General features: G+C 38.8%; 19 protein-coding genes. 10 read left to right on the plus strand and 9 right to left on the minus strand.

Annotated elements, in window-relative coordinates:
* The first annotated feature begins 202 nt into the window (after positions 1 to 202).
* Genes CZ382_RS04275 through CZ382_RS04285 form a run of 3 tightly spaced genes read left to right on the plus strand, consistent with a single transcriptional unit; the run spans position 203 to position 2,942 of the window.
* On the plus strand, positions 203 to 1,465 hold the full coding sequence (locus CZ382_RS04275) for a molybdopterin molybdotransferase MoeA (protein ID WP_088049979.1): 1,263 nt from the start codon (positions 203 to 205) through the stop codon (positions 1,463 to 1,465).
* A gap of 14 nt (positions 1,466 to 1,479) precedes the next feature.
* Complete coding sequence (gene moaA, locus CZ382_RS04280; RefSeq protein WP_088049980.1) at positions 1,480 to 2,502, plus strand: GTP 3',8-cyclase MoaA; 1,023 nt, start codon at positions 1,480 to 1,482, stop codon at positions 2,500 to 2,502.
* 29 nt (positions 2,503 to 2,531) lie between these two features.
* Positions 2,532 to 2,942 (plus strand): YwpF family protein, encoded by a 411-nt coding sequence (locus CZ382_RS04285; protein WP_088049981.1) that lies wholly within the window; start codon positions 2,532 to 2,534, stop codon positions 2,940 to 2,942.
* A gap of 47 nt (positions 2,943 to 2,989) precedes the next feature.
* On the opposite strand, the gene CZ382_RS04290 is transcribed toward CZ382_RS04285, so the two are convergent.
* A complete protein-coding gene (locus tag CZ382_RS04290) occupies positions 2,990 to 3,616 on the minus strand; it encodes a metal-dependent hydrolase (RefSeq protein WP_088049982.1) in 627 nt (208 codons plus the stop codon).
* A gap of 263 nt (positions 3,617 to 3,879) precedes the next feature.
* Between CZ382_RS04290 and CZ382_RS04295 the strand changes: the two genes are divergently transcribed.
* Positions 3,880 to 4,695 carry an RNA polymerase sigma factor gene (locus CZ382_RS04295; RefSeq protein WP_088049983.1) on the plus strand — a complete coding sequence of 272 codons (816 nt, stop codon included), beginning with the start codon at positions 3,880 to 3,882 and terminating at the stop codon, positions 4,693 to 4,695.
* Between the two features lie 14 nt (positions 4,696 to 4,709).
* A complete protein-coding gene (gene clpP / locus CZ382_RS04300) occupies positions 4,710 to 5,285 on the plus strand; it encodes an ATP-dependent Clp endopeptidase proteolytic subunit ClpP (protein ID WP_088049984.1) in 576 nt (191 codons plus the stop codon).
* A gap of 51 nt (positions 5,286 to 5,336) precedes the next feature.
* On the opposite strand, the gene CZ382_RS04305 is transcribed toward clpP, so the two are convergent.
* The gene (locus CZ382_RS04305) at positions 5,337 to 7,070 is read right to left on the minus strand and encodes an ABC transporter ATP-binding protein (protein WP_088049985.1); all 1,734 of its coding nucleotides are present in this window, start codon (positions 7,068 to 7,070) and stop codon (positions 5,337 to 5,339) included.
* A gap of 253 nt (positions 7,071 to 7,323) precedes the next feature.
* On the opposite strand from CZ382_RS04305, the gene CZ382_RS04310 reads away from it, so the two are divergent.
* Positions 7,324 to 8,688: a TrkH family potassium uptake protein gene (locus CZ382_RS04310; protein WP_088049986.1), complete on the plus strand. Its 1,365-nt coding sequence runs from the start codon at positions 7,324 to 7,326 to the stop codon at positions 8,686 to 8,688.
* Positions 8,689 to 8,839: 151 nt separating this feature from the next.
* Here CZ382_RS04310 and CZ382_RS04315 read toward each other — a convergent pair whose 3' ends face one another.
* Positions 8,840 to 9,817 carry a proline dehydrogenase family protein gene (locus CZ382_RS04315; RefSeq protein WP_088049987.1) on the minus strand — a complete coding sequence of 326 codons (978 nt, stop codon included), beginning with the start codon at positions 9,815 to 9,817 and terminating at the stop codon, positions 8,840 to 8,842.
* A gap of 645 nt (positions 9,818 to 10,462) precedes the next feature.
* On the opposite strand from CZ382_RS04315, the gene CZ382_RS04320 reads away from it, so the two are divergent.
* Both CZ382_RS04320 and rpoN read left to right on the plus strand, forming a co-directional pair.
* Positions 10,463 to 11,725, plus strand: coding sequence for a transposase (locus tag CZ382_RS04320; protein ID WP_159457745.1), 1,263 nt, complete (start codon positions 10,463 to 10,465; stop codon positions 11,723 to 11,725).
* Positions 11,726 to 11,975: 250 nt separating this feature from the next.
* Entirely contained in the window at positions 11,976 to 13,274 is a 1,299-nt protein-coding gene (gene rpoN, locus CZ382_RS04325) for an RNA polymerase factor sigma-54 (protein WP_088049988.1), read from the plus strand.
* Between the two features lie 63 nt (positions 13,275 to 13,337).
* On the opposite strand, the gene CZ382_RS04330 is transcribed toward rpoN, so the two are convergent.
* A complete protein-coding gene (locus CZ382_RS04330; RefSeq protein ID WP_088049989.1) occupies positions 13,338 to 13,490 on the minus strand; it encodes a YjcZ family sporulation protein in 153 nt (50 codons plus the stop codon).
* Positions 13,491 to 14,034: 544 nt separating this feature from the next.
* The gene (gene lepB, locus CZ382_RS04335) at positions 14,035 to 14,559 is read right to left on the minus strand and encodes a signal peptidase I (protein WP_088049990.1); all 525 of its coding nucleotides are present in this window, start codon (positions 14,557 to 14,559) and stop codon (positions 14,035 to 14,037) included.
* Positions 14,560 to 14,812: 253 nt separating this feature from the next.
* Between lepB and CZ382_RS04340 the strand changes: the two genes are divergently transcribed.
* A complete protein-coding gene (locus CZ382_RS04340; protein WP_088049991.1) occupies positions 14,813 to 14,986 on the plus strand; it encodes an aspartyl-phosphate phosphatase Spo0E family protein in 174 nt (57 codons plus the stop codon).
* 58 nt (positions 14,987 to 15,044) lie between these two features.
* On the opposite strand, the gene CZ382_RS04345 is transcribed toward CZ382_RS04340, so the two are convergent.
* Positions 15,045 to 16,205: an aminotransferase A gene (locus CZ382_RS04345; RefSeq protein ID WP_088049992.1), complete on the minus strand. Its 1,161-nt coding sequence runs from the start codon at positions 16,203 to 16,205 to the stop codon at positions 15,045 to 15,047.
* Between the two features lie 109 nt (positions 16,206 to 16,314).
* Here CZ382_RS04345 and CZ382_RS04350 point away from each other — a divergent pair, with 109 nt between their 5' ends.
* Positions 16,315 to 16,479: an FbpB family small basic protein gene (locus tag CZ382_RS04350; protein ID WP_088049993.1), complete on the plus strand. Its 165-nt coding sequence runs from the start codon at positions 16,315 to 16,317 to the stop codon at positions 16,477 to 16,479.
* 142 nt (positions 16,480 to 16,621) lie between these two features.
* Here the strand turns inward: CZ382_RS04350 and ric are convergent, their stop codons facing one another.
* The 3 genes from ric to CZ382_RS04365 form a co-directional block, all read right to left on the minus strand.
* Complete coding sequence (gene ric, locus CZ382_RS04355) at positions 16,622 to 17,320, minus strand: iron-sulfur cluster repair di-iron protein (protein WP_371871339.1); 699 nt, start codon at positions 17,318 to 17,320, stop codon at positions 16,622 to 16,624.
* Positions 17,321 to 17,434: 114 nt separating this feature from the next.
* Positions 17,435 to 18,649 carry an MFS transporter gene (locus CZ382_RS04360; RefSeq protein ID WP_088049995.1) on the minus strand — a complete coding sequence of 405 codons (1,215 nt, stop codon included), beginning with the start codon at positions 18,647 to 18,649 and terminating at the stop codon, positions 17,435 to 17,437.
* 329 nt (positions 18,650 to 18,978) lie between these two features.
* Positions 18,979 to 19,905, minus strand: coding sequence for a DMT family transporter (locus CZ382_RS04365; protein WP_088049996.1), 927 nt, complete (start codon positions 19,903 to 19,905; stop codon positions 18,979 to 18,981).
* Between the last annotated feature and the right edge of the window lie 75 nt (positions 19,906 to 19,980).

The following is a 19,980-nucleotide window of genomic DNA, read 5'->3' on the forward strand; positions in this document are numbered from 1 at the left end:
CGGAAATAACCCCACTGAACTAAGTTTCACTTTATTTTATTCTCGTAAAGAAAACCACTTCAAATCATGAACTTGAGGTAAAGTGTGATGTTTATCATATTTTCATTTCGGAAAAGAGCGTTATAATAAAGATAAATGTCCATTAGGGAATATTTTTGTTACACTTAACATAGATAAATCTGGTAGAAAGGATTGGTATATAATGGTGGAAAGGCGAAAACCAATTCCAGTGATTGATGCCGTAACAAATGTTATGAAACACAGCAAACTTGGTGAATCGGAAATCATTTCTATAGATGATTGTGATAACAGGAGACTTGCAGAAGCCATTGTTGCCAAGCATCCTGTCCCTCCATTTGATAAATCGCCATACGACGGGTTTGCATTGCGTTCCATTGATACAAAGCAGGGCGCAATCGATCATCCGGTTGAATTTGAGGTGGTGGAGCATATTGGAGCAGGACAGATTCCCATGAAAACATTAAAGAAAGGGCAAGCAACCCGAATCATGACCGGGGCAAAAATACCTGATGGGGCTGACTGTGTTGCTATGTTTGAGGTTTGTAAGGTATATGAAAAGAACGGAAAAAACTATATGTCGATCAAACGCAAAATGAAGGAAGGGCAAAATATTGTTTCCAAAGCTTCAGAAGTCGCAGAAGAGGAAGTATTAATAGAAGCAGGAACATTGATAAACCCAGGGGTAAAGGCGTTATTGGCAACGTTTGGCTACAATAACGTTTGTGTCGCGAAAAAACCTGTTGTCGGTATAATTGCAACAGGTACGGAATTATTGGATGTTGAAGACGAACTGCAGCCAGGAAAGATTCGTAACTCAAATGCTTACATGATTATGTCACAGATCAAACGTGCCGGTGGCGAGTGTATTTATTTTGGAAAATTAGCTGATGAATTTGCTTCCAGTTATGATACAATTTTACACGTACTTGGTAAAGTGGATATATTAATTACAACAGGTGGAGTATCTGTTGGCGATTTTGATTTAATGCCGGCGATCTATGAGAAATTGGGCGCAGAGGTGCTTTTTAATAAAATAGCAATGCGCCCAGGAAGTGTAACCACAGTTGCAGTGAGGGGAAACCAACTATTATTTGGCTTATCAGGGAACCCGTCGGCGTGCTATGTTGGATTTGAATTGTTCACCCGTCCGATCATCCAGCACTATTTGTTCAACAAGCAGCCATTTTTAAAACGAATCAAGGCAACACTACAAGAGGATTTTCCGAAACCTAATCCATTTACCAGGTTTGTTCGCAGTTATTTAACCTATGAAGGTGGTAATATCGGGGTAAAACTGGCCGGAATCGATAAATCAAATGTGGTGACATCACTCGCACATACGAATGCGTTAATGGTTTTGCCGGGCGGAACAAGAGGATATCAGAGAGGAGCAGTTGTAGAGGTGCTGCTTGTCGAGGATATGGACGGCCAGGCTACTTTTTAAAGGAGTGAAGATAAATGCCAGAGAAAACGTCACCGACTACTGATGCACTTGGCAGATCACTGAAGGATTTACGGATTTCCGTTATTGATAAGTGCAATTTTCGCTGTACCTATTGTATGCCTAAGGAGATTTTTGGCAATGATTACGCCTTTTTACCTGAAACGGAATTATTAAGTTTTGATGAAATTATCCGAATTACCAATGCTTTTGCCAAGCTCGGGGTCGAAAAAATTCGGATTACCGGTGGGGAACCATTACTGCGAAAAAACCTCGATCAATTGATTGCGGCGTTAACCGAAATACCAGGAATTAAGGATATTGCATTAACAACAAATGGTATATTATTACCGAAACGAGCGGTAAAATTAAAAGAGGCCGGTCTAAAGCGAGTAAACATTAGCCTGGATGCAATTGATGATGACGTATTTACTGAAATAAATGGAAGGGGTGTGCCAATTCGTCCCGTATTAAAGGGAATTGAAGCGGCACAAAAGGCTGGGTTGCAGGTAAAAATCAATATGGTTGTCAAAAAGGGGATGAATGAAAGTCAAATCTTACCGATGGCTCGTTTTTTTAAAGGGAAAGACATTATCCTCCGTTATATTGAATTTATGGATGTGGGCAATCACAATGGTTGGGATTTGAAAAACGTTATTTCCAAAAAACAGATTATCAAACAAATTAACGAGGAAATGCCACTTGAAGCTGCTGAAGAAAATTATTATGGTGAAGTTGCCTCCAGGTTCCGTTATAAAGATGGTGGGGGAGAAATAGGGGTTATTTCATCGGTTACCGATTCGTTCTGTGGTACATGTACGCGAATCCGGCTTTCCGCGGATGGAAAATTATATACTTGTTTATTTGCATCAAGTGGTTATGACATTCGGGGAAAATTACGGGAAGGACTTACAGAAGAACAACTTGAACGGAATTTGGCTTCTCTGTGGCATCGCAGAACAGATCGTTATTCCGATGAACGAGCAGAAAAGAAAAATGAGAATCGGAAAAAAATTGAAATGTCCTACATTGGCGGGTAAAATGTACACAAAGGGAAGGTGGTGGATGGATGAAAACATTCAAATTAAAAAAATTGGAGATTCTTGAAAGCGTTGAAGAAGACATCATCCAGCACGAGATCCCTTTACTAGACGGCTTGGTTATTAACCGGGAAGATGATCTGAATCGTTGGGTTATCGAAGCTTATTTGGATCATACGTATCAAACATTTTTCGAGGGTTTGCAGGAAAATAAAGACCAAATTATGATTCAGGTTAAAATTACAAAAGAAAGCAATGCACCTGCAACGTTTATTACATCCATAATTGGCATAAACTTGATTGGCGAACATATCAATGTGTTATTTATGGGAACAATTGTCGACCGGCAAAAAGGAATTATTAAAGACATGCTGCAAGAACTGGTTGAGGAAGGGTATCAGGGGGAGTCGCTAATTAATAAATTTAAAGAATTGATTTAGGACAGACCTCGCCGCTTTAAGTAGAAGCGCCGGGGGCCTGTCCCAAACTATATTTCTTTTGACGAGACCGGCAAAAACAGCTTAATTCCTCGTTTATTAAATGGTAATAATTTACTGTCGGTAAGCAAATGGCTGATATATCCGGCAAGACAGGTATAAAAAATACCGTCCATCCCAAATGATGCTTCCAATTTAGAGGCAATAACCCCGAAAAAAATAATCCCTGCTAGCGAGTGCGTGTAACTGCGATGCGAAACAACGGACGCGATTAAGATATAAATACCAAGGAGCATCAACCACGTTTCTTGCAGGGAATATCCGCCTGCTAAAACACCAATCCCGGTAATGATTAACATGTGCTTTTGTTTAATAGCGGACGATATGACGATCATTCCTAACCCGATTCCGATACCGACATATCTTTCTTGATCGACTCCCTCATAAAAACTGTAAAATACCATTAGAATCCCGATCAGCTGCGCAACAGTCTGAATCATTTTATGCGATAAAGTAATCTTGCCGCGAAGCTTCCCATCAATATCAAGATCAGGGATTAATGCTGAGACAGTCCCTATTCCAACTAAAAAAAGTGTCTCAGTAGGGGTAGTGTGATACGTGTTGGCGATAATAAATCCTGTTGCTGCTCCAATTGCTGCGTGTGCGGTACCATTCACTTTCATTTCTCCTCTAAAAATTTTTATGTATTTCCAAACACTATGCTATAGTTTACAACAAAATGTCTGTTCTGTTTAGAGGTAGTGCAAAATATTTGTAACAGAACGAGGAGTTTATAGTAATGATCAAAACCCAGGGTGCCAGGTAATTAAATGAGATTTGTATTATAATGTAGGCATATAAACAAATTTTACATACCCGTATCTTTTATGATTCTTTTTTCGTTTATATAAATGAAAGGTGATTTTAGAGGAGGGAAAACATGCGGCCGCTTGTTAAGAGCACTCCCATTGAAATGAATGAAGAATTTACTGATTTGATTCAACCTTACATGCATGTACTGCGAAATTATTGCGCTTCACTGACAAAATCCAGATGGGACGGCGATGATTTAATGCAGGAGACCCTAGCGAAGGCGTATAAAGATTTGTTAAAAAAACCAAAATCGATTTCCAAGGCATATTTGTTTCGTATTGCTTCCAATACATGGATTGATGGGTATCGTAAACGAAAATTAAATGTAGAAATAAATCCGGATTTAACTGAAGTTGGGCAAGAAGAGAATGTCTTGCCGGATGCCACGTTTAAGGCAATGGAGGTTGCGCTGAGTGAATTGACACCGAAACAACGAGTAGCATTGTTGCTCGCTGACGTGTTTGGTTACACTGCAAAGGAAATAGCATTTATGATCGATGCTAGTGAGGGTGCTGTTAAAGCATCACTCCATCGTGCACGGAAAAGGTTAGAATCAATCACCTATGATAGTCCTGTTTTTTACCCGGAAGAAGATAAAACGTCAACGTATGTGACAGCACTGCGCAATGGAGATCCAATCACCATTGTCCGTCTTTATCAAAATGAAGTGATGGAGCCGCAAATGGCAGATCCGAGTTCGCGACTGAGTTCTGAGATAAGCCCTGTTGTTCAGCCTGTTGCAGGTAGTAGTTTAACCTATGTGCTGATCACAATTTTAATGAAAGATGGGCAAACGATGTGGGTTCCATTTTATCAGATAGAACTAGCTGCATTATTATCACGGCTGGAAGGGCTTAAACGCGGTATCTCCTTTGCGGCATAGGAGGGAGTTTAATTATGTCTAATGTTATTCCATACGTAGTGGAGCAAACGAATCGTGGAGAACGGTCGTATGATATCTATTCACGCTTGTTAAAGGATCGAGTTATTATGCTTGGTTCAGAAATTAATGATGAGATAGCCAACAGCATTGTCGCACAGTTGTTATTCCTTGCAGCGGAGGATTCTGATAAGGAGATCTCGTTATACATCAATAGTCCAGGAGGATCAACCTCAGCCGGTTTTGCTATTTACGACACGATGCAATTTATTAAGCCGGATGTCCAAACCATTTGTACGGGGATGGCTGCTTCTTTTGGTGCGATGCTGCTTTTAGCGGGGGCGAGGGGGAAACGACTTGCTTTACCAAATAGTGAGGTAATGATTCATCAACCGCTTGGAGGTGCAAAGGGGCAAGCAAGTGATCTTGAAATCAATGCAAGGCGTATTATCCGATTGAGGAAGCATCTGAACGAAATCATCTCCGAACGTACCGAGCAACCATTAGAGAGGGTTGAGAAAGATACAGACCGCGATTATTTCATGTCAGCACAAGAGGCTAAAGATTACGGGGTTATCGATAAAATTATATAAAGCATCATAAATACAGGGAAGTCCCCAATTACCTCGGGAACTTCCCTGTATTTATTGTAACTGCTGTTCGGCAAATTCGCGGTACAATGGATGTGATTGTGTCAATTCCTGATGAGTGCCGCTTCCAGTTACCTTCCCATTTTCAATAAATATAATTTTATCTGCATCCACGATGGTCGATAATCGGTGAGCGATGACAAATGTGGTTCTTCCTTCCATTAGCCGGGCTAATGCTTGCTGGACAACACTTTCGGATTGGCTGTCCAGACTTGCGGTTGCTTCATCCATCATAAGGATTTTGGGATCGCGCAAGAAGGCACGTGCAATGGCAATGCGTTGTCTTTGTCCACCTGACAGTTTGACACCGCGTTCACCAATTTCTGTATCTAATCCATTTGAAAATGACTTGATAAATTGATCTGCATAAGCCATTGTAGCTACTTCCCACAAGCGTTCGTCCGGTATCGTTTCCCAATCCTTTAAACCATAACATAAATTGGCGCGAATCGTACCTGCCATCATGGCGCTTTCCTGAGAAACATAACCAATTTGACTGCGCCAGGATTCCATGGATAAGTCCTGGATAAAGGTATTGCCGATTCGGATTTCTCCTGTAGTCGGCTTATAAAATCGTTCTAGTAAACCGAATAATGTTGTTTTTCCACCGCCACTAGGTCCCGCAAAAGCGATCTTTTCTCCAGGCTGGGCTGTAAAAGTCACATTTTCCAAGACAGGTTCATCTTTACTATACGCAAACGACACATTCGAAACATAAATCGATTTGTTTGCGACATCGATGTCCAACCCATCTCTCCCTTCTTCTAATGGTAATTCTAAAATATCAATAATACGTTCGGTTGCTCCTTTTGCCTTTTGTAATTGGGTGAAAAACATAGCAAATGTAGTTATTGGCATAATGATTTGGAAAAGATAGAGTAAAAAGGCTACGAGTGAACCTGTTGACATGGTTCCACTTGCAACCCGCATTCCTCCATATCCAATAATCATGACGATAACGACCATGATGACTAGATACATAATCGGAGCAATTAGCGCAAAGATACGAGCCTCCTTTAATCCAAATCCTAGTAGTTTTTCAATTCCGGATAGACCTTTCGTTTTCTCGGTTTGTTCCGCGGTAGATGCTTTCATTAAACGAATTTCGCCTAGTGTTTGTTGAATATGACCTGTAAATAAAGCCGTCTCATCCTGAAGGCCACGGGATATCTTCGCCATTTTGTGTCCCAATGGGATCATAATTAAAATGGTTACTGGAACAGAAAGCAGCATCATCAATGTCATTTTCCAGTCCATAATTAGTAAAATTGTAATTGCACCTATAATTGAAATAATTCCTGTAACAAATTGTGGGAAATGGTCCGAGATCAGGTCTTTTACGATACTCGTATCATTTACAACACGACTTACCGTTTCTCCACTGGACGTTTTATCGAAATAACTGACAGGTAATCGAATAAGCTTCACCCACATATTTTCACGCAGCTTAGCAACAATCTTTTGTCCAACAGCGGTCAAAAGGTAAATTGATAACCCATTGACAACCGCTTGAATAATAAAAGCTGAAACAATAGCGATGATAAGTGGAGCACTTAGCGAGGATACCGAAAAGCCATCTACCAAATTTTTTGTGAGCAATGGAACAGCTAACCCCGCAAATGTCGTAAGAACACTTGCAATTAAACCAATAGTCAGTGCCAGTTTTGGAATCTTGGTTGATAATAAGAGTGAGATAAAGGTTTTCAGGCTGTTTTGTTTATTTTTCATATTTCGTTACTCCTATCCATAATACGATGTTGGAACTGTTCCCTTAAATAGGTACGTTTGAAATCATTGGAAGGTTTCATTTCAGCTAAAATAGAATTGGTAAAGTAGTTGCGCTTGGACACCTTTTTTGGAACAGGTAAAAATATAAAATTACCGAAAAAGCAAGCATTAATGAAATACGCCTGCTATAATGAGATTAAGTTTTTAAGAAACAACTGATATAATAATTGAAGTAATAAGGAGTAACTACATCATGCTTTCGAAACATCCATTAATCCAGTTAGTAAATAAATTATCACCGGTACAGCTTATCCTGGTGTTTTATTTTCTTGCCGTTGTCATTTCAACCATTCTGCTGGCATTACCAGTAGCGCATAAAGATGGGGTTGATGTCCCGCTGATAGATGTTCTGTTTACCGCTGTCAGTGCAATGAGTGTTACAGGTCTTAGTACGATAAGCATAGTAGACACGTTTAGCACAACTGGAATTATTCTGCTTGCCCTGATTCTGCAATTAGGTGGGGTAGGCGTAATGGCGATCGGCACATTCATCTGGCTATTGTTAGGGAAAAAAATTGGCTTGAAAGAACGTCGGCTAATTATGACGGACCAAAATCAGACAACTTTTGAAGGAATGGTTCGATTAATCAAGCAAATTCTGTTAGTTATCTTAACAATCGAATTTATTGGATTTATTATCTTGGGGACGTATTTTCTCCAATATTTCCCAACAGCAGGCGAAGCATATTTGAATGGTTTTTTTGGTTCGATTAGTGCGACAACAAACGGAGGATTTGATATTACCGGTGAGTCGCTGATTCGATTTCAGGATGATTATTTTGTCCAGTTTATCAATATGCTGCTCATCATATTTGGTGCAATTGGCTATCCGGTTTTGGTAGAGGTGAAGCAGTACTTGTTTTCAAAAACAGGAAATCATCAGCGCTTTCGATTTTCCCTGTTTACGAAAGTCACAACAATCACCTTTTTTGCTTTAATTGTAATCGGTACTATTTTTATTACCTTGTTTGATTTCAGACATTTTTTTGCCGATAAATCATGGCATGAAATTCTTTTCTTTTCTTTGTTTCAATCTGTAACAACGAGAAGTGGCGGGTTAGCAACGATGGATGTTAGCCAGTTGACGGAACAAAATCATCTCTTTATGTCTTTTTTAATGTTTATCGGTGCATCACCAAGCAGTGCTGGTGGGGGGATACGTACGACCACTTTCGCGCTGGTGATTATCTTTCTGATCACATTTGCCCGCGGCGGTAACAGTATTCGTTTATTCAGACGGGAAGTCCACGAAGAAGATCTGTTAAAGGCGGTAACCGTCACATTAATGGCTATCATCTTTGTCTATAGTTCTTTGCTTGTGTTGTCGATCATGGAGCCGTTTTCGTTATCAGCGCTTTTATTTGAGGTAACTTCTGCATTCGGAACGGTCGGTCTGTCACTCGGAATTACAAGCGAACTAACCGTTTTAAGCAAAATAATTCTCATGATCCTTATGTTTATCGGCAGGGTCGGTATAATAACATTTTTACTTATGTTCAAGAAAAATAAGAAGTCAGGAAAATATCATTATCCAAAAGAGCGGATTATTATTGGATAGCGGTTTGACTTAGGAGGAGGGTTATCTATCTGGTTAAATTTACAGAACCTATACATCATCAGGTGTTAGTCCATTTGCGGGAAGCAATATTAATTGTACACGAAAACGGTGTTTATTAAGAAAGAAAGATGCGGGGCGCATCTTTCTATCATCACCTATTTATTTTTTTACTAAGCCTTCCAAGTAAAAACGCTCCAATCCCAACACCAATAACAGTGTTGGTTTTTTTGTTGAATGCCTGTCTGACTACCAGATTGATATTTTGCGGGCGTTCGGCAAGGCGGCGCATGAAATAGCCGTACCAGTCACTGCCAAACGGTACATAGGTGCAAAAATTATAGCCTTCGTTTGCTAGTTGAAGCTGCAAATCTTTCCTAAACCCATACAGCATTTGAAATTCAAATTTGTCTTTTGCAATATTGTTATCTTTCACAAACTGCTTAACATGATTAATAATATGATGATCATGAGTTGCAATCGACGTGAATTTTCCGTTTAACAAGTGATATTCAATCAATTGGATAAAGTTATGATCAATATCTTGCTTGTCCTGATAGGCCAAATTCTCGGACTCTTTATATGCACCTTTTACAATACGCAAACGATAATCTTTATATTTTTTAATATTCGCTTCTGACTCAAAGAAATAGGATTGAATGACTGTGCCAATATTGTTGTGCTCCTTCGACAATTCATCGATAAGATCAAAGGATGGCTGTAAATGGTCATAATCCTCCATGTCAAAATTGATAAATATCTCATATTGATCCGCCTTAGTCACAATCTCTTTTAAATTGTCAAAACAGAAATTGTAATCAATATCAAGTCCGAGCTGTGTCGGTTTTAAGGAAATATGAGCATCAACGTTATTTTCATGGATTGCTTCAATTACATCAATGATCTGTTCCTTTGCTTCTGTCGCTTCCTTTTTCTCTGAAACAAATTCCCCCAGATTGTCGATTGTTGCAGAGATGCCTTGCGCATTTAGCTCTTTCACACTTTGGATCATCTCTTCCATATTGGTTCCAGCAACAACAGATTGTGCTCCGAGACGGGTACCATATTTTTTGGCGAGACTATTTAGAAGCTGGTTTTGTGATAGACCAATGAAGAAATTTTTTAACAACATGCTTGATCCCTCTTTATCTTTTTTCTTTTATTATAGCAGAAACCTATTAAAATTAGATATATTTTAAACGCCCCATGGGGGAATTAAAACGTGTTGCCTCCTGTTTTAATGATTTACTTGAAAGCGCAATCCTTTAGCTATTCAAATTTTCCAGGTAGATATTCATAAGTCGTTGGAGACGATAATAAAAAAACGGCCTTCTCATCCGGCGAATTTTTGAACACGCACTATAACTAAATTTGCGCCTTGTGAATATCCTTTGAGTTTCTAAATAAAAAAAGCCCTAAAAAACCTTGCAACGATGCAACTTCTGGGTTGTGGTTCGGCGATCAGGGACTACCTATTTTTTTAATTAATATTCGGAACACCTGCTATGAATGTAATTGGAAAATTACCTTGCCAAACTCGATTTTTTGTTAAAAAACTTTACATACTTTAAGTTTACCTAAAAATAATGATTGACTTCCAACAAAAAATAGGCATCGAAAAGTTCTAGTGATAAATGAACTTTTTGATGCCTATTTTAACGTTTTTTGCTTAAAATGTACGTCATTTATTGAAAAAGAAAAATAAAAAGCCTCCCTAAATGTGTTAAAATTTTATTGGGTTAAAACAAAATATATGAACACAAAAAGGAGACTCTTTATGTCTAATCATAACACATTTAACCAATCAATTTATACCACAAAACGTTCCATTTTTCATTTTGCGTCCAAATTAACCCAAGGGCTGCAAAAACCCAACAAAAACTTTATCCTGGACATGTTATTTGGACTAGCAAAAGGCAGATCTGTTTTGCTTACTAAAATTGCACGCGCTCTGGAAGAACCCATTGAAGCGATACAAACCGTCAAGCGACTGTCCAATCGCATGGACGAATTTCACGAAACATCCGAGCTGTTGGAGAACTATGAGGAAATGGTAAAACCTTTTCTACAAGAGGAAGATAATCTGGTTTTAGTCGATAATTCCGAGATTGTGAAATCTACTGCCAGTAAAATGGAAGCACTTGGACAAGTGAGAGATGGTTCAACAGGAAAGATAGGCAATGGATATTGGACAACCAACATGATTGCCGTGGCTCCGAAAACAAAGCACCCGATTTCAATTTATTCCCATCTGTACTCCGCCGCCGAAAAGGGATTTGTCAGCGAAAATGAAGAAACATACAAGGGCTTGGATTACGTGAATCAACTTGTAGAGGCAAAGAAGGCAACCTTTGTGATGGATCGTGGGTATGACAATATAGAAGTCATGAAAAAGATCCTCAAGCAGAAAAATAACTTTATCATTCGTTTGAAGAAAAATCGGAATTTATTGTACCAGAATAAAAAATTCCCTGTACACAACTTAGCGATCAGAAGGAAAGGGAAAATCAATTTTCGTTCTGAAATAAAGGGAACCGTATATGATTTGAAAGTCTCTCATCTTACTGTGGAAATTCCTTCGCTAAAGGGTCAAAAATTCACTATGGTTGTGGTGTATGGATACGGAAAAGAGCCGATGGTGCTGCTTACAAATAAACGGGTTCAAAAAAAGGAAGAGGTCCTGTCTATTTTGAAAGCTTATATTACTAGATGGCGTATCGAAGAAATGTTTCGCGTTCAAAAGCAGGAATTTGACTTAGAAAATGTTCGGGTTCGTACATTGCCAAGACTGAAAAGAATGTTTTTACTCGTTTCCATTATGATAACGTTTATGACGCTGAAAGTAGAAAAGCAGAATGGATTTTTCCATGACGTGATTGAACGGGCAAAAGGGATTAAAGCAAAGGATAAAATTAAGATGTTTCTATATCGTTTTTCAGCGGGGATGGAAGCCATATTGATAAAAGACAAACATGGCATTCGGCATTTTAAATACATAGAGAAACCAGTAAGTTCACGGCAGCTAACATTACAACTCTGAATTTATTAATTGAATAGTAAGAAAAAACATACTGATAAGTATGTCTATTTGTGCTGGTTAAAAATTTGCTTCCTTCAATAAAAACGAAAAAAAACCTTCTAAAGGACTCTTAAGGTGAAATAATTCCGTTTTATGCGGCGAAAAAAGGTAAACTTAAATTACATACCCATCGATTATTTCCCTAAAAAGTATTATAATATATTGAAAGCGGATTCACTATGTTGATGAAGCTATCAGGGGGGAGAATAAAATGGAACTTGTACTTCAACAGAAACAAACACTGAATCTAGTAATGACAACTGAATTGCGACAGGCTATACAGTTATTACAGTATTCCACATATGAGTTATATCAGTTTCTGCAGGATCAGCAATTGGAAAATCCCTTAATCGAATTAGAGGAAAAAGTCCCTGATGTCCCTTATCATAAACCCAATCGAAACAATAAAACCGCAGATACATTTGATTATATTGCAAATCAGGAAAAAGGGATGCGGGAAAACTTAATTGAACAAATGCAGTGGCTTGATATTACGGAAGATGAACGAAGAGTAGTCCATTATCTTATCCTGAATTTAGATGAAAATGGTTATTTGCCATTAAACACAGAAGAAATCGCCGAAAATAGTTCTATTGATAAAAAAGAAATAGACAATGGGATTAAGCTGTTACAGCAGTTGGAACCGGTTGGGGTTGGTGCAAGGAATTTACAGGAATGCTTGCTGCTGCAGGCAACCCATTATTATCCTGAAGAACCTTTACTGGAATGTGTGATTAGGGAGCATTTGGATCTATTGGCGAATAAAAAATGGAATACGATTGCCAAACAGTTGGACGTATCTTTATCTGAGGTGAAAATAGTTAACGATTGTCTTCAGAATCTTGATCCAAAGCCTTGTAGTTGTATATCCAACTTTCAGGCTGACTATTTAAACCCGGACATTATTGTCGAGCCTGCAGGAAACGGGTTTTCCGTTTATTTAAATGATGGGTATTTACCGCAAATTCGATTGAATAGTCAGTATGCAGACTTTTTAACAAGCAAAAACGAGGTATCCAGCTACATTCAGGAAAACTATAAAAGCTACCAATGGCTGGTTAACAGTTTGGAACAGCGCCGATCAACTATTTTAAAGATTGTCAATGTCATCGTACGTAAGCAGTACCGTTTTCTGATGAATGGATTTCAAGCCCTGCAGCCGCTAACCTTGAAGGAGGTAGCCGATGAAATTAATATGCATGAATCAACTGTTTCAAGAGCAACCATGAATAAGGTAATTCAAACCCCAAAAGGCGCATACGATATTCGATCATTATTTGCTTCCAAACTGGCAACAAGTGATGGGAATTCGGCATCACAGACAAAGGTTAAATTATTATTAAAGGATATCGTTGAAAATGAGAGCAAACAAAAGCCATTCTCCGATCAAAAGATAGCCGATTATTTCAAAACAAAAAAAGGAATTACTATTTCAAGAAGAACAGTTGCGAAATATCGTGAAGAACTGAAGATTCCTTCGTCAAGCAAACGGAAGGAGATTGATATATGAGGGCATATTTCATCATAACAAAACGCTTGTGCTAAGTGCATTAGCACAAGCTGGAATTGTTTGTTAGCAATAGAAGGCTGTTCCGACTATGATTAGAAGAATGAAAAGTACTACAATTAACGCGAAGTTATTACCGCCGCCATATCCGTAGCCACCGTACCCGTAGCCACCGCCACAGCCACAACCGCCGCCGAAGCCGCCATAACCAAATGACATCGTATTTCACCTCCTGGACGTTTACAGTTATACTATATGTAAATGTACACAAAATGTATGGACGTTTTCATTAGTTCATAAAAAAAGGGAACAATACAATTATGCTGCTTTATCCCGCCTTAACGGGCAGTAAGATTCCCACTTGCGGACTGTAAAAGAATATAGGAAGGTGAGTAGGGGACAACTACCTGTAAAAGTCCGAGTTGTTCAACTAGCATTTAGTTGAAACCGTCACTTAATGAAGTTTCACTTTATTTCTTCTTGAATTATTGGTATGCTAATAATGAAAAGCTGTTATGTTATGTTTTGCCGCTTGTTTTAAATTACATAGAGGGGGTACGTGCTCATGTGGGAAACAGCCTTTGGAATTATATGCTTAGTACTCGTACTGCTGAATATCGGGTACTGTATTTTTGATAATGAGTAAGAAGAAACAAAAGATTCTGGGCGCTGGAGCTATACGTGGATTAAGGGTCAGCCACGCTTTGTGACTGACCCTGTTTTCTGCTTCCCGCCTTAAGCTAAAAAAGGCTAAAACTTTTTCTTATTTTGTTCTTGACCATTCCTCAAATGGATAGATGATAAACTCAGACTTCCCGATAATGGTATCTTTATTAATAAAACCCAAACCATTTCGGCTGTCTTTGCTTATTGCACGGTTATCTCCCATCACGAAATAACAATCTTCAGGTACCTGAACAGGTCCAAAGTTGCCTGTATGGTTTATGGCTTCCTGGCTGACAAAAGTGTCTTCGTATTTCTCTCCATTGATATATAACTGATGTTCCTGCATTTTAACTGTCTCACCTGGTAATGCGATAACCCTTTTTACATAATTTTTGATTGGACGTTGAATAATGACGATATCTCCACGTGCAGGTTCACCGAAAAGGTAAATAAATTTATTAAAAACTACCCGCTCACCATTTTCTAAAGTAGGCTCCATGCTTTCTCCTTCGACAATGGAAGTAGCAAATACAAAAGTCCGTAAAAAAAATGCAAGTAGGATGGCAATAAAAATGGCTTTGCCCCATTCAACCCATTCATTTTTCTTTTTTGTCTCAACCAATGGAAACATCCTTTCTTTGTTGCACACCTAATAATATGGTAACATAACGTTGCTGGAGGGACGAGAAATAACTTTGTGAAAATGTTCAAAAGATCCATATGACAGGTGGTGTTGTTGCTTTTAGACTACCTCCTTTTGCAACATTGTTTTCGAATGAACCGTTACAAAATTATTTAGACTTGTCAATATTTGTATAACTATGCTAAAGTTAAATGGCTGATCAACTTTATTAAGGAGGTACGTTTGAGCAAAAATGAATGATATCGAGAATCTGCTGGAACGCATCGAATTTTTACGAAAAAAAATGACTGAAGTTGCTATGACAAAAGGGTTCACTAGTATGGAATCGATAACAACCAGTCAGGAATTGGATAAACTTTTAAATTTGTACGAACAAATAAAACAAAAAGAGAAGGTTAAGTATTGAAACGATGGATGAATATCCAACCTGGACAACCTTTTACCCAAAAGGTGCCCACGTTGAACTATAAATTCCCCGTTTTCAAAAAAGTCTCAAGATTGGCTAATCCTTTTTTTATTGTAGGTAAATCGTACGCATATGACAGCCGCATGTATCCTTCACCTAAGTAGGAAAACGAATCCCCGGGTACTAACGCAACTTTTCCTTGACGAACTAAACGGATTCCCAACTCAAATGAATTTACCGCAGCATTCGGGAATTTCGGGAAGAAGTAGAATGCCCCGTCAGGTCTATTTACATGTAACCCCATATGGATTAATTTTTCATAAACATAATCACGTCTCCTGCGATATTCATCACGCATGGCAGCAGAGTCGTTTGCACCAGTGGTTAATGCTTCAAGTGCGGCATACTGGCTAATGGATGATGCGCAGGAGACATTATATTGATGAACCTTCAGCATATGTTCCCGGAGCCAAAAAGGCGCAAGGACATAACCAATCCGAAATCCTGTCATGGCATGTGATTTGGATAATCCATTGATAACAATTGTTTTATCACGGACTTCGGGGAAGCTTGCGATCGAAACATGCCGGTAATCATAAACTAATTCACTGTATATTTCATCGGCGACAATAAAAATGTTATGCTGTTTTAAAACAGTTACCAGCTCCTGCAGTTCATCTTTGGTAAAAGAGGCCCCTGTAGGATTTGACGGATATGGCAGTACAACACATTTTGTCTTATCTGTAATATGGTTGCTCAAGTTATCCTTGGTTAGCTTGAAATTATCTTTTGTTGTATCGGCATAAATCACATTTGCACCTGCCAACGTAATTAAAGGCTCATAGCCTGGATAAATCGGACCAGGAAGAATAACTTCATCACCAGGGTTCAGAAGCGTACGAAAGGTTATGTCAATCGCCTGGGAAGCACCAGTTGTTACGATGATTTCTGTTTCGGGGTTGTAACTGATCCCGTAATTTGCCTCATTAAAGGCGGCAATTGCTTTTCTTAGTTCTAAAATACCTGCATTATGTGTATATGTTGTCCTGTTTTGATCGATAGCATGTGTTGCTGCTTTCTTTATATGTTCTGGAGTATAAAAATCGGGTTGCCCAATCGTTAAGGATATAACATCTGTTTCATCTGCCACCATGTTAAAAAATTTTCTGATCCCGGATATTTCAATGTTTTTTACTTGCTGATTAATTAACTGCTGCAAATTATTACCACCTTTTCAAAAAATGTTAACAAAAAGTTCATACAATTTCGATTTGTAATGCAGAAAATAGGGTATAATAGAGTTAACAATAAATAAGGAGTGTAGCAAAATGAGACCGAAATCACAAACTTTTGAACAACTTGTAAAGCAAAATAGACAAGAACTATTGCAAGATCAAAAAAGTATCAACCAAATTGAAATGCGCTTAGAAAAAAAACAAGCAAAATTGGTACTAGCAAAACAAAAAGCTTTATCCAATAATAACATAGGTTAAAACGTAACTTAAGATACAAGATAAAAAGATAAATAAAAAGTGACACAAAATGTTTCTGTACTATGATATGCAGGAACAAAGATAAAAACTCCCCCCTGTAAGGAAAAGGGGGGAGTTTTGTTATCATGAGAGCGAAAAGTCTTTACGCCAAGTTTTTAAATAACACGTTATTCTCTAAATGAACATGCTCGTATGTGTCTGATTCCATATCGGCAAGCCTTGCATAGGTAATGCGGTAGGAATTGCAGGCGTCTATTGGGGGTTCAAACCCATTTGTAATTTCATTCATGCGCTTTAAAAAGTTGCCAGCTGCTACATGTTCGTCACCCAACCCGCCATTCGCCTTCCGAATATGATTCAGAAGTTCCTCGCTTGGGTTTTTTTCGTATTCCTTAATAAGCGGGAATACTTCATTTTCTTCCTTGATCATATGTTCTTCCATTTCCACTTTAAATTCGTTATACAGACGATGTAATTCTTGTAAATGTTTATGCTTTTCACCGTGAACACGCAGGATTTTCGTTACAAATTTCCCTAAAGCGGGAAGCTCTTCGTTCAGGTATGCATGGTGTGTAGAAACGATATGATCAATCAGTTCTGATGGGTGAACAGCACTCCAGTCGACTACGTCATGATCACTGTTTTGCCATGTATCGTATGCATCATTTAATTCGGTTAAAACAGCTGTTTCATTCAAATTCCTTTTTGTGAATGTTTCACTTAGCGGTTTGTCGCCACCACAGCAAAAATCGATACGACGTCGTTTGAATAAATCACTTGCTTTTGGAAATAGCTTTACAATCTCAGCTGGTGTATGTTCAGCAGTAAATGTACCCATTATCATTTCCTCCTTAGTGGATTTGCTTACATGATAATGCTTTTCAATGATTCATGTCGTGATCAAAATCACACGTATCAAGGAAATGTTTGTTTACATCGTAACGTACCTAAAAACTTATTTGCTTGACTTGGCCTTTTGCAGGTTCGCTGGTCTAATGGATAAAAGCGCAAGAACCGAGGCAACCACACAAACACCTGCAGTTGATAGAAAAAGAATTTGATGTGATGTTTTTATAATGACAGCAAATAGCGGGGGACCTAGTGCAACACCGATAAATCGCATGCTGCTGTAGATGGAACTGATTGTTCCCCTTTGTTCTTTTTCTATGCCGCCCGTAATAAAAGTATCAAGACATGGAAGGGTTATCCCAATCCCAATTCCACTAAAAATTAAACTACCGATAAGCAGATCAATATGCTCTGAAAAACTGATAACAAACACGGAACACGATAATAATAAGCAACCCGAAAAAGAAAGCCATTTCATCACTTGTTTGTTCTTGCCAATCTTTTTTCCAGTCAAAAAGGAGGCTGAAGACAATGCAAGCAGGGGAACAGCAAGAATAAGCCCCTTCATTACTCCTGTTATATTGTACGTGTCCTCAAGCAGTGTGGATAAATAAAATAAAACGCCAAATAAGACGTACATGAGAATTCCACCGATTACAAAGATTGCATAAAGCCATCTTCCTTTTTCGGCCAGCAGCTTTTTGGTCGTGTTCAGAAATTCACGGAAGGCAACCGGATTTTCCTGTTGTTTTGGTGCTTTTAGTAAAAAGAAAACAAGAATAAGCGAGATAAAGCTGAAAACGGGAATAGCCAAGAGCGGTACATACCAGACAATCATTGCCAGTATTGCACCGATAACGGGACTTAGTACCTTTCCAGCCGTATTTGAAGTTTCCACCAGCCCTAAGCTGCTGCTAACTTTCCGGTCATCTTTAAACATATCACCAATTAATGGAAGTACAACTGGAAATGCGCCAGACGCACCAATTCCCTGGATAAACCTGCCGATTAAAATCCAGTAATACGAATTTTCCAGCAGCATGGCAGTCAGACCACTGATAAGTCCGCCAATCGCAGTAATAATCAGACTTGGGATCATTACTTTTTTCCTGCCAAACCGGTCTGACAAATAACCGGTAACTGGGATAAGAATAATTGCGATAATGGAATAAACAGTAATAATTAAACTGGACTCGAACGAGGTAATCTTCAATTCTTTCTCCATCATCGGCAATACCGGGATTAGCATGGAATTCCCCAATGTCATCACCAAAGGAACTGAAGCAATTGAAAGCAAATCCAGTTTCTTTTTCTCTTCCATACGTATGCCCCCAATACCTGACTTTCCGATTAGTATCCTCTAATCGAGGAGGGAAAATACATGTGGACGAGAAACTTTTAGAGGATGTTCAAAAATTCATCAAATGATAAGCGGCTAACTCTAGAGTTGACATTAGGGGATCTTCTGCTAAAACCGCCCACGACAATCGCTAACAGCAGAAGTTAGCACTTCCTGTACAAGCCCAGTGCCGGGAGCTACGCCGCCTCGACCTTCTTGCGACGCACAGGAAGTGCTAGTGCCGGCGTTGTAACAGGACGCCTGAGACCTTAGCCGGCCTGCTCATTCGGCGACTTTTTGAACACTCACTTTTAATAATGCTGCTTTGCTGAGTAGTGTTCCTCTATTTCAGCAGCAATTTTTGGGGACTTGGCATATACTTGCATTATTATTACTGCTCCAATAATACAAACCATCCCGACCATTTGGAAAAAGGAAAATGCTTCATGAAAAATGAAGATACCGATCAGTGTTGCGACAACCGGTTCAACCGTTGTTAAAATGGATGCTTTCGATGCCTCTGTCTGGTTTAATCCATATGTATAAATAATATAAGCTAACGCCGTCGGGAGAAATCCCAGACCAAATGCATAGAAAAGCACCGCTGGCTCCAGCAGCAAATGCCCCATTTCGCTGTATGGAAAAAACGGCAATAAGACAATGGCTGCGACCACAAATGTGTAAGTCGTAATGATCAAACTGGAGTATTTTTTTAGTGCAAACTTACTGAAAATGCTATACAGGGCATAGCCGACCCCGGAGCCGATTCCGAATAATAAACTACCTAATTGAAGGGATGCTAATTGAAGCGGAATCAGGCCAACAACAAAACAGGTACCGATCAGGGTAATGAATAATGCCATCAGCTTTACTTTTGTTAATGGTTCTTTAAATAATAGGAATGATAAAATGGTTACAAACGCCGGTGCTGTATAGAGCAGGGCAGTGGCAACAGGAATTGTCGATAGCTCAATTGCTGTGAACATACAATAATTGAAAAAAATGATACTTAAAATACCGGTACCCAAAAAATATTTTATATCAGAAATCGATTTTAGTTTTAATTTCTTTGGGGTTGTCATCATCATGTAAAGCAGCATCAGAATGGCGGTTGACCAGGCGCGTAATGTGACGACCTCCATTGGTGTAAAACCAAATGTATATAAGTGCTTTACATACCAGCCAATTGTCCCCCAAAGTGCCGCCCCGAGAATAATGTAGATAAACGCTTTATTCAAATTATTATGCTCCCTTCAATCAATAGTCAACGTCTACCTCTAGAGTATAGCAAATAATCTGTATTTAATCATAAA

The organism is Virgibacillus dakarensis (genome assembly GCF_900155625.1).
Classification (GTDB): domain Bacteria; phylum Bacillota; class Bacilli; order Bacillales; family Amphibacillaceae; genus Lentibacillus_C; species Lentibacillus_C populi.

What these genes read in the sequence shown, in the direction of transcription:
- CZ382_RS04275 (WP_088049979.1), top strand. Translation starts at nt 203, where the DNA reads ATGGTGGAAAGGCGAAAACCAATTCCAGTGATTGATGCCGTAACAAAT.
- moaA (WP_088049980.1), top strand. Translation starts at nt 1,480, where the DNA reads ATGCCAGAGAAAACGTCACCGACTACTGATGCACTTGGCAGATCACTG.
- CZ382_RS04285 (WP_088049981.1), top strand. Translation starts at nt 2,532, where the DNA reads ATGAAAACATTCAAATTAAAAAAATTGGAGATTCTTGAAAGCGTTGAA.
- CZ382_RS04295 (WP_088049983.1), top strand. Translation starts at nt 3,880, where the DNA reads ATGCGGCCGCTTGTTAAGAGCACTCCCATTGAAATGAATGAAGAATTT.
- clpP (WP_088049984.1), top strand. Translation starts at nt 4,710, where the DNA reads ATGTCTAATGTTATTCCATACGTAGTGGAGCAAACGAATCGTGGAGAA.
- CZ382_RS04305 (WP_088049985.1), bottom strand. Translation starts at nt 7,070, where the DNA reads ATGAAAAATAAACAAAACAGCCTGAAAACCTTTATCTCACTCTTATTA.
- CZ382_RS04310 (WP_088049986.1), top strand. Translation starts at nt 7,324, where the DNA reads ATGCTTTCGAAACATCCATTAATCCAGTTAGTAAATAAATTATCACCG.
- CZ382_RS04315 (WP_088049987.1), bottom strand. Translation starts at nt 9,817, where the DNA reads ATGTTGTTAAAAAATTTCTTCATTGGTCTATCACAAAACCAGCTTCTA.
- CZ382_RS04320 (WP_159457745.1), top strand. Translation starts at nt 10,463, where the DNA reads ATGTCTAATCATAACACATTTAACCAATCAATTTATACCACAAAACGT.
- rpoN (WP_088049988.1), top strand. Translation starts at nt 11,976, where the DNA reads ATGGAACTTGTACTTCAACAGAAACAAACACTGAATCTAGTAATGACA.
- CZ382_RS04330 (WP_088049989.1), bottom strand. Translation starts at nt 13,490, where the DNA reads ATGTCATTTGGTTATGGCGGCTTCGGCGGCGGTTGTGGCTGTGGCGGT.
- CZ382_RS04340 (WP_088049991.1), top strand. Translation starts at nt 14,813, where the DNA reads ATGAATGATATCGAGAATCTGCTGGAACGCATCGAATTTTTACGAAAA.
- CZ382_RS04350 (WP_088049993.1), top strand. Translation starts at nt 16,315, where the DNA reads ATGAGACCGAAATCACAAACTTTTGAACAACTTGTAAAGCAAAATAGA.
- CZ382_RS04360 (WP_088049995.1), bottom strand. Translation starts at nt 18,649, where the DNA reads ATGGAAGAGAAAAAGAAACTGGATTTGCTTTCAATTGCTTCAGTTCCT.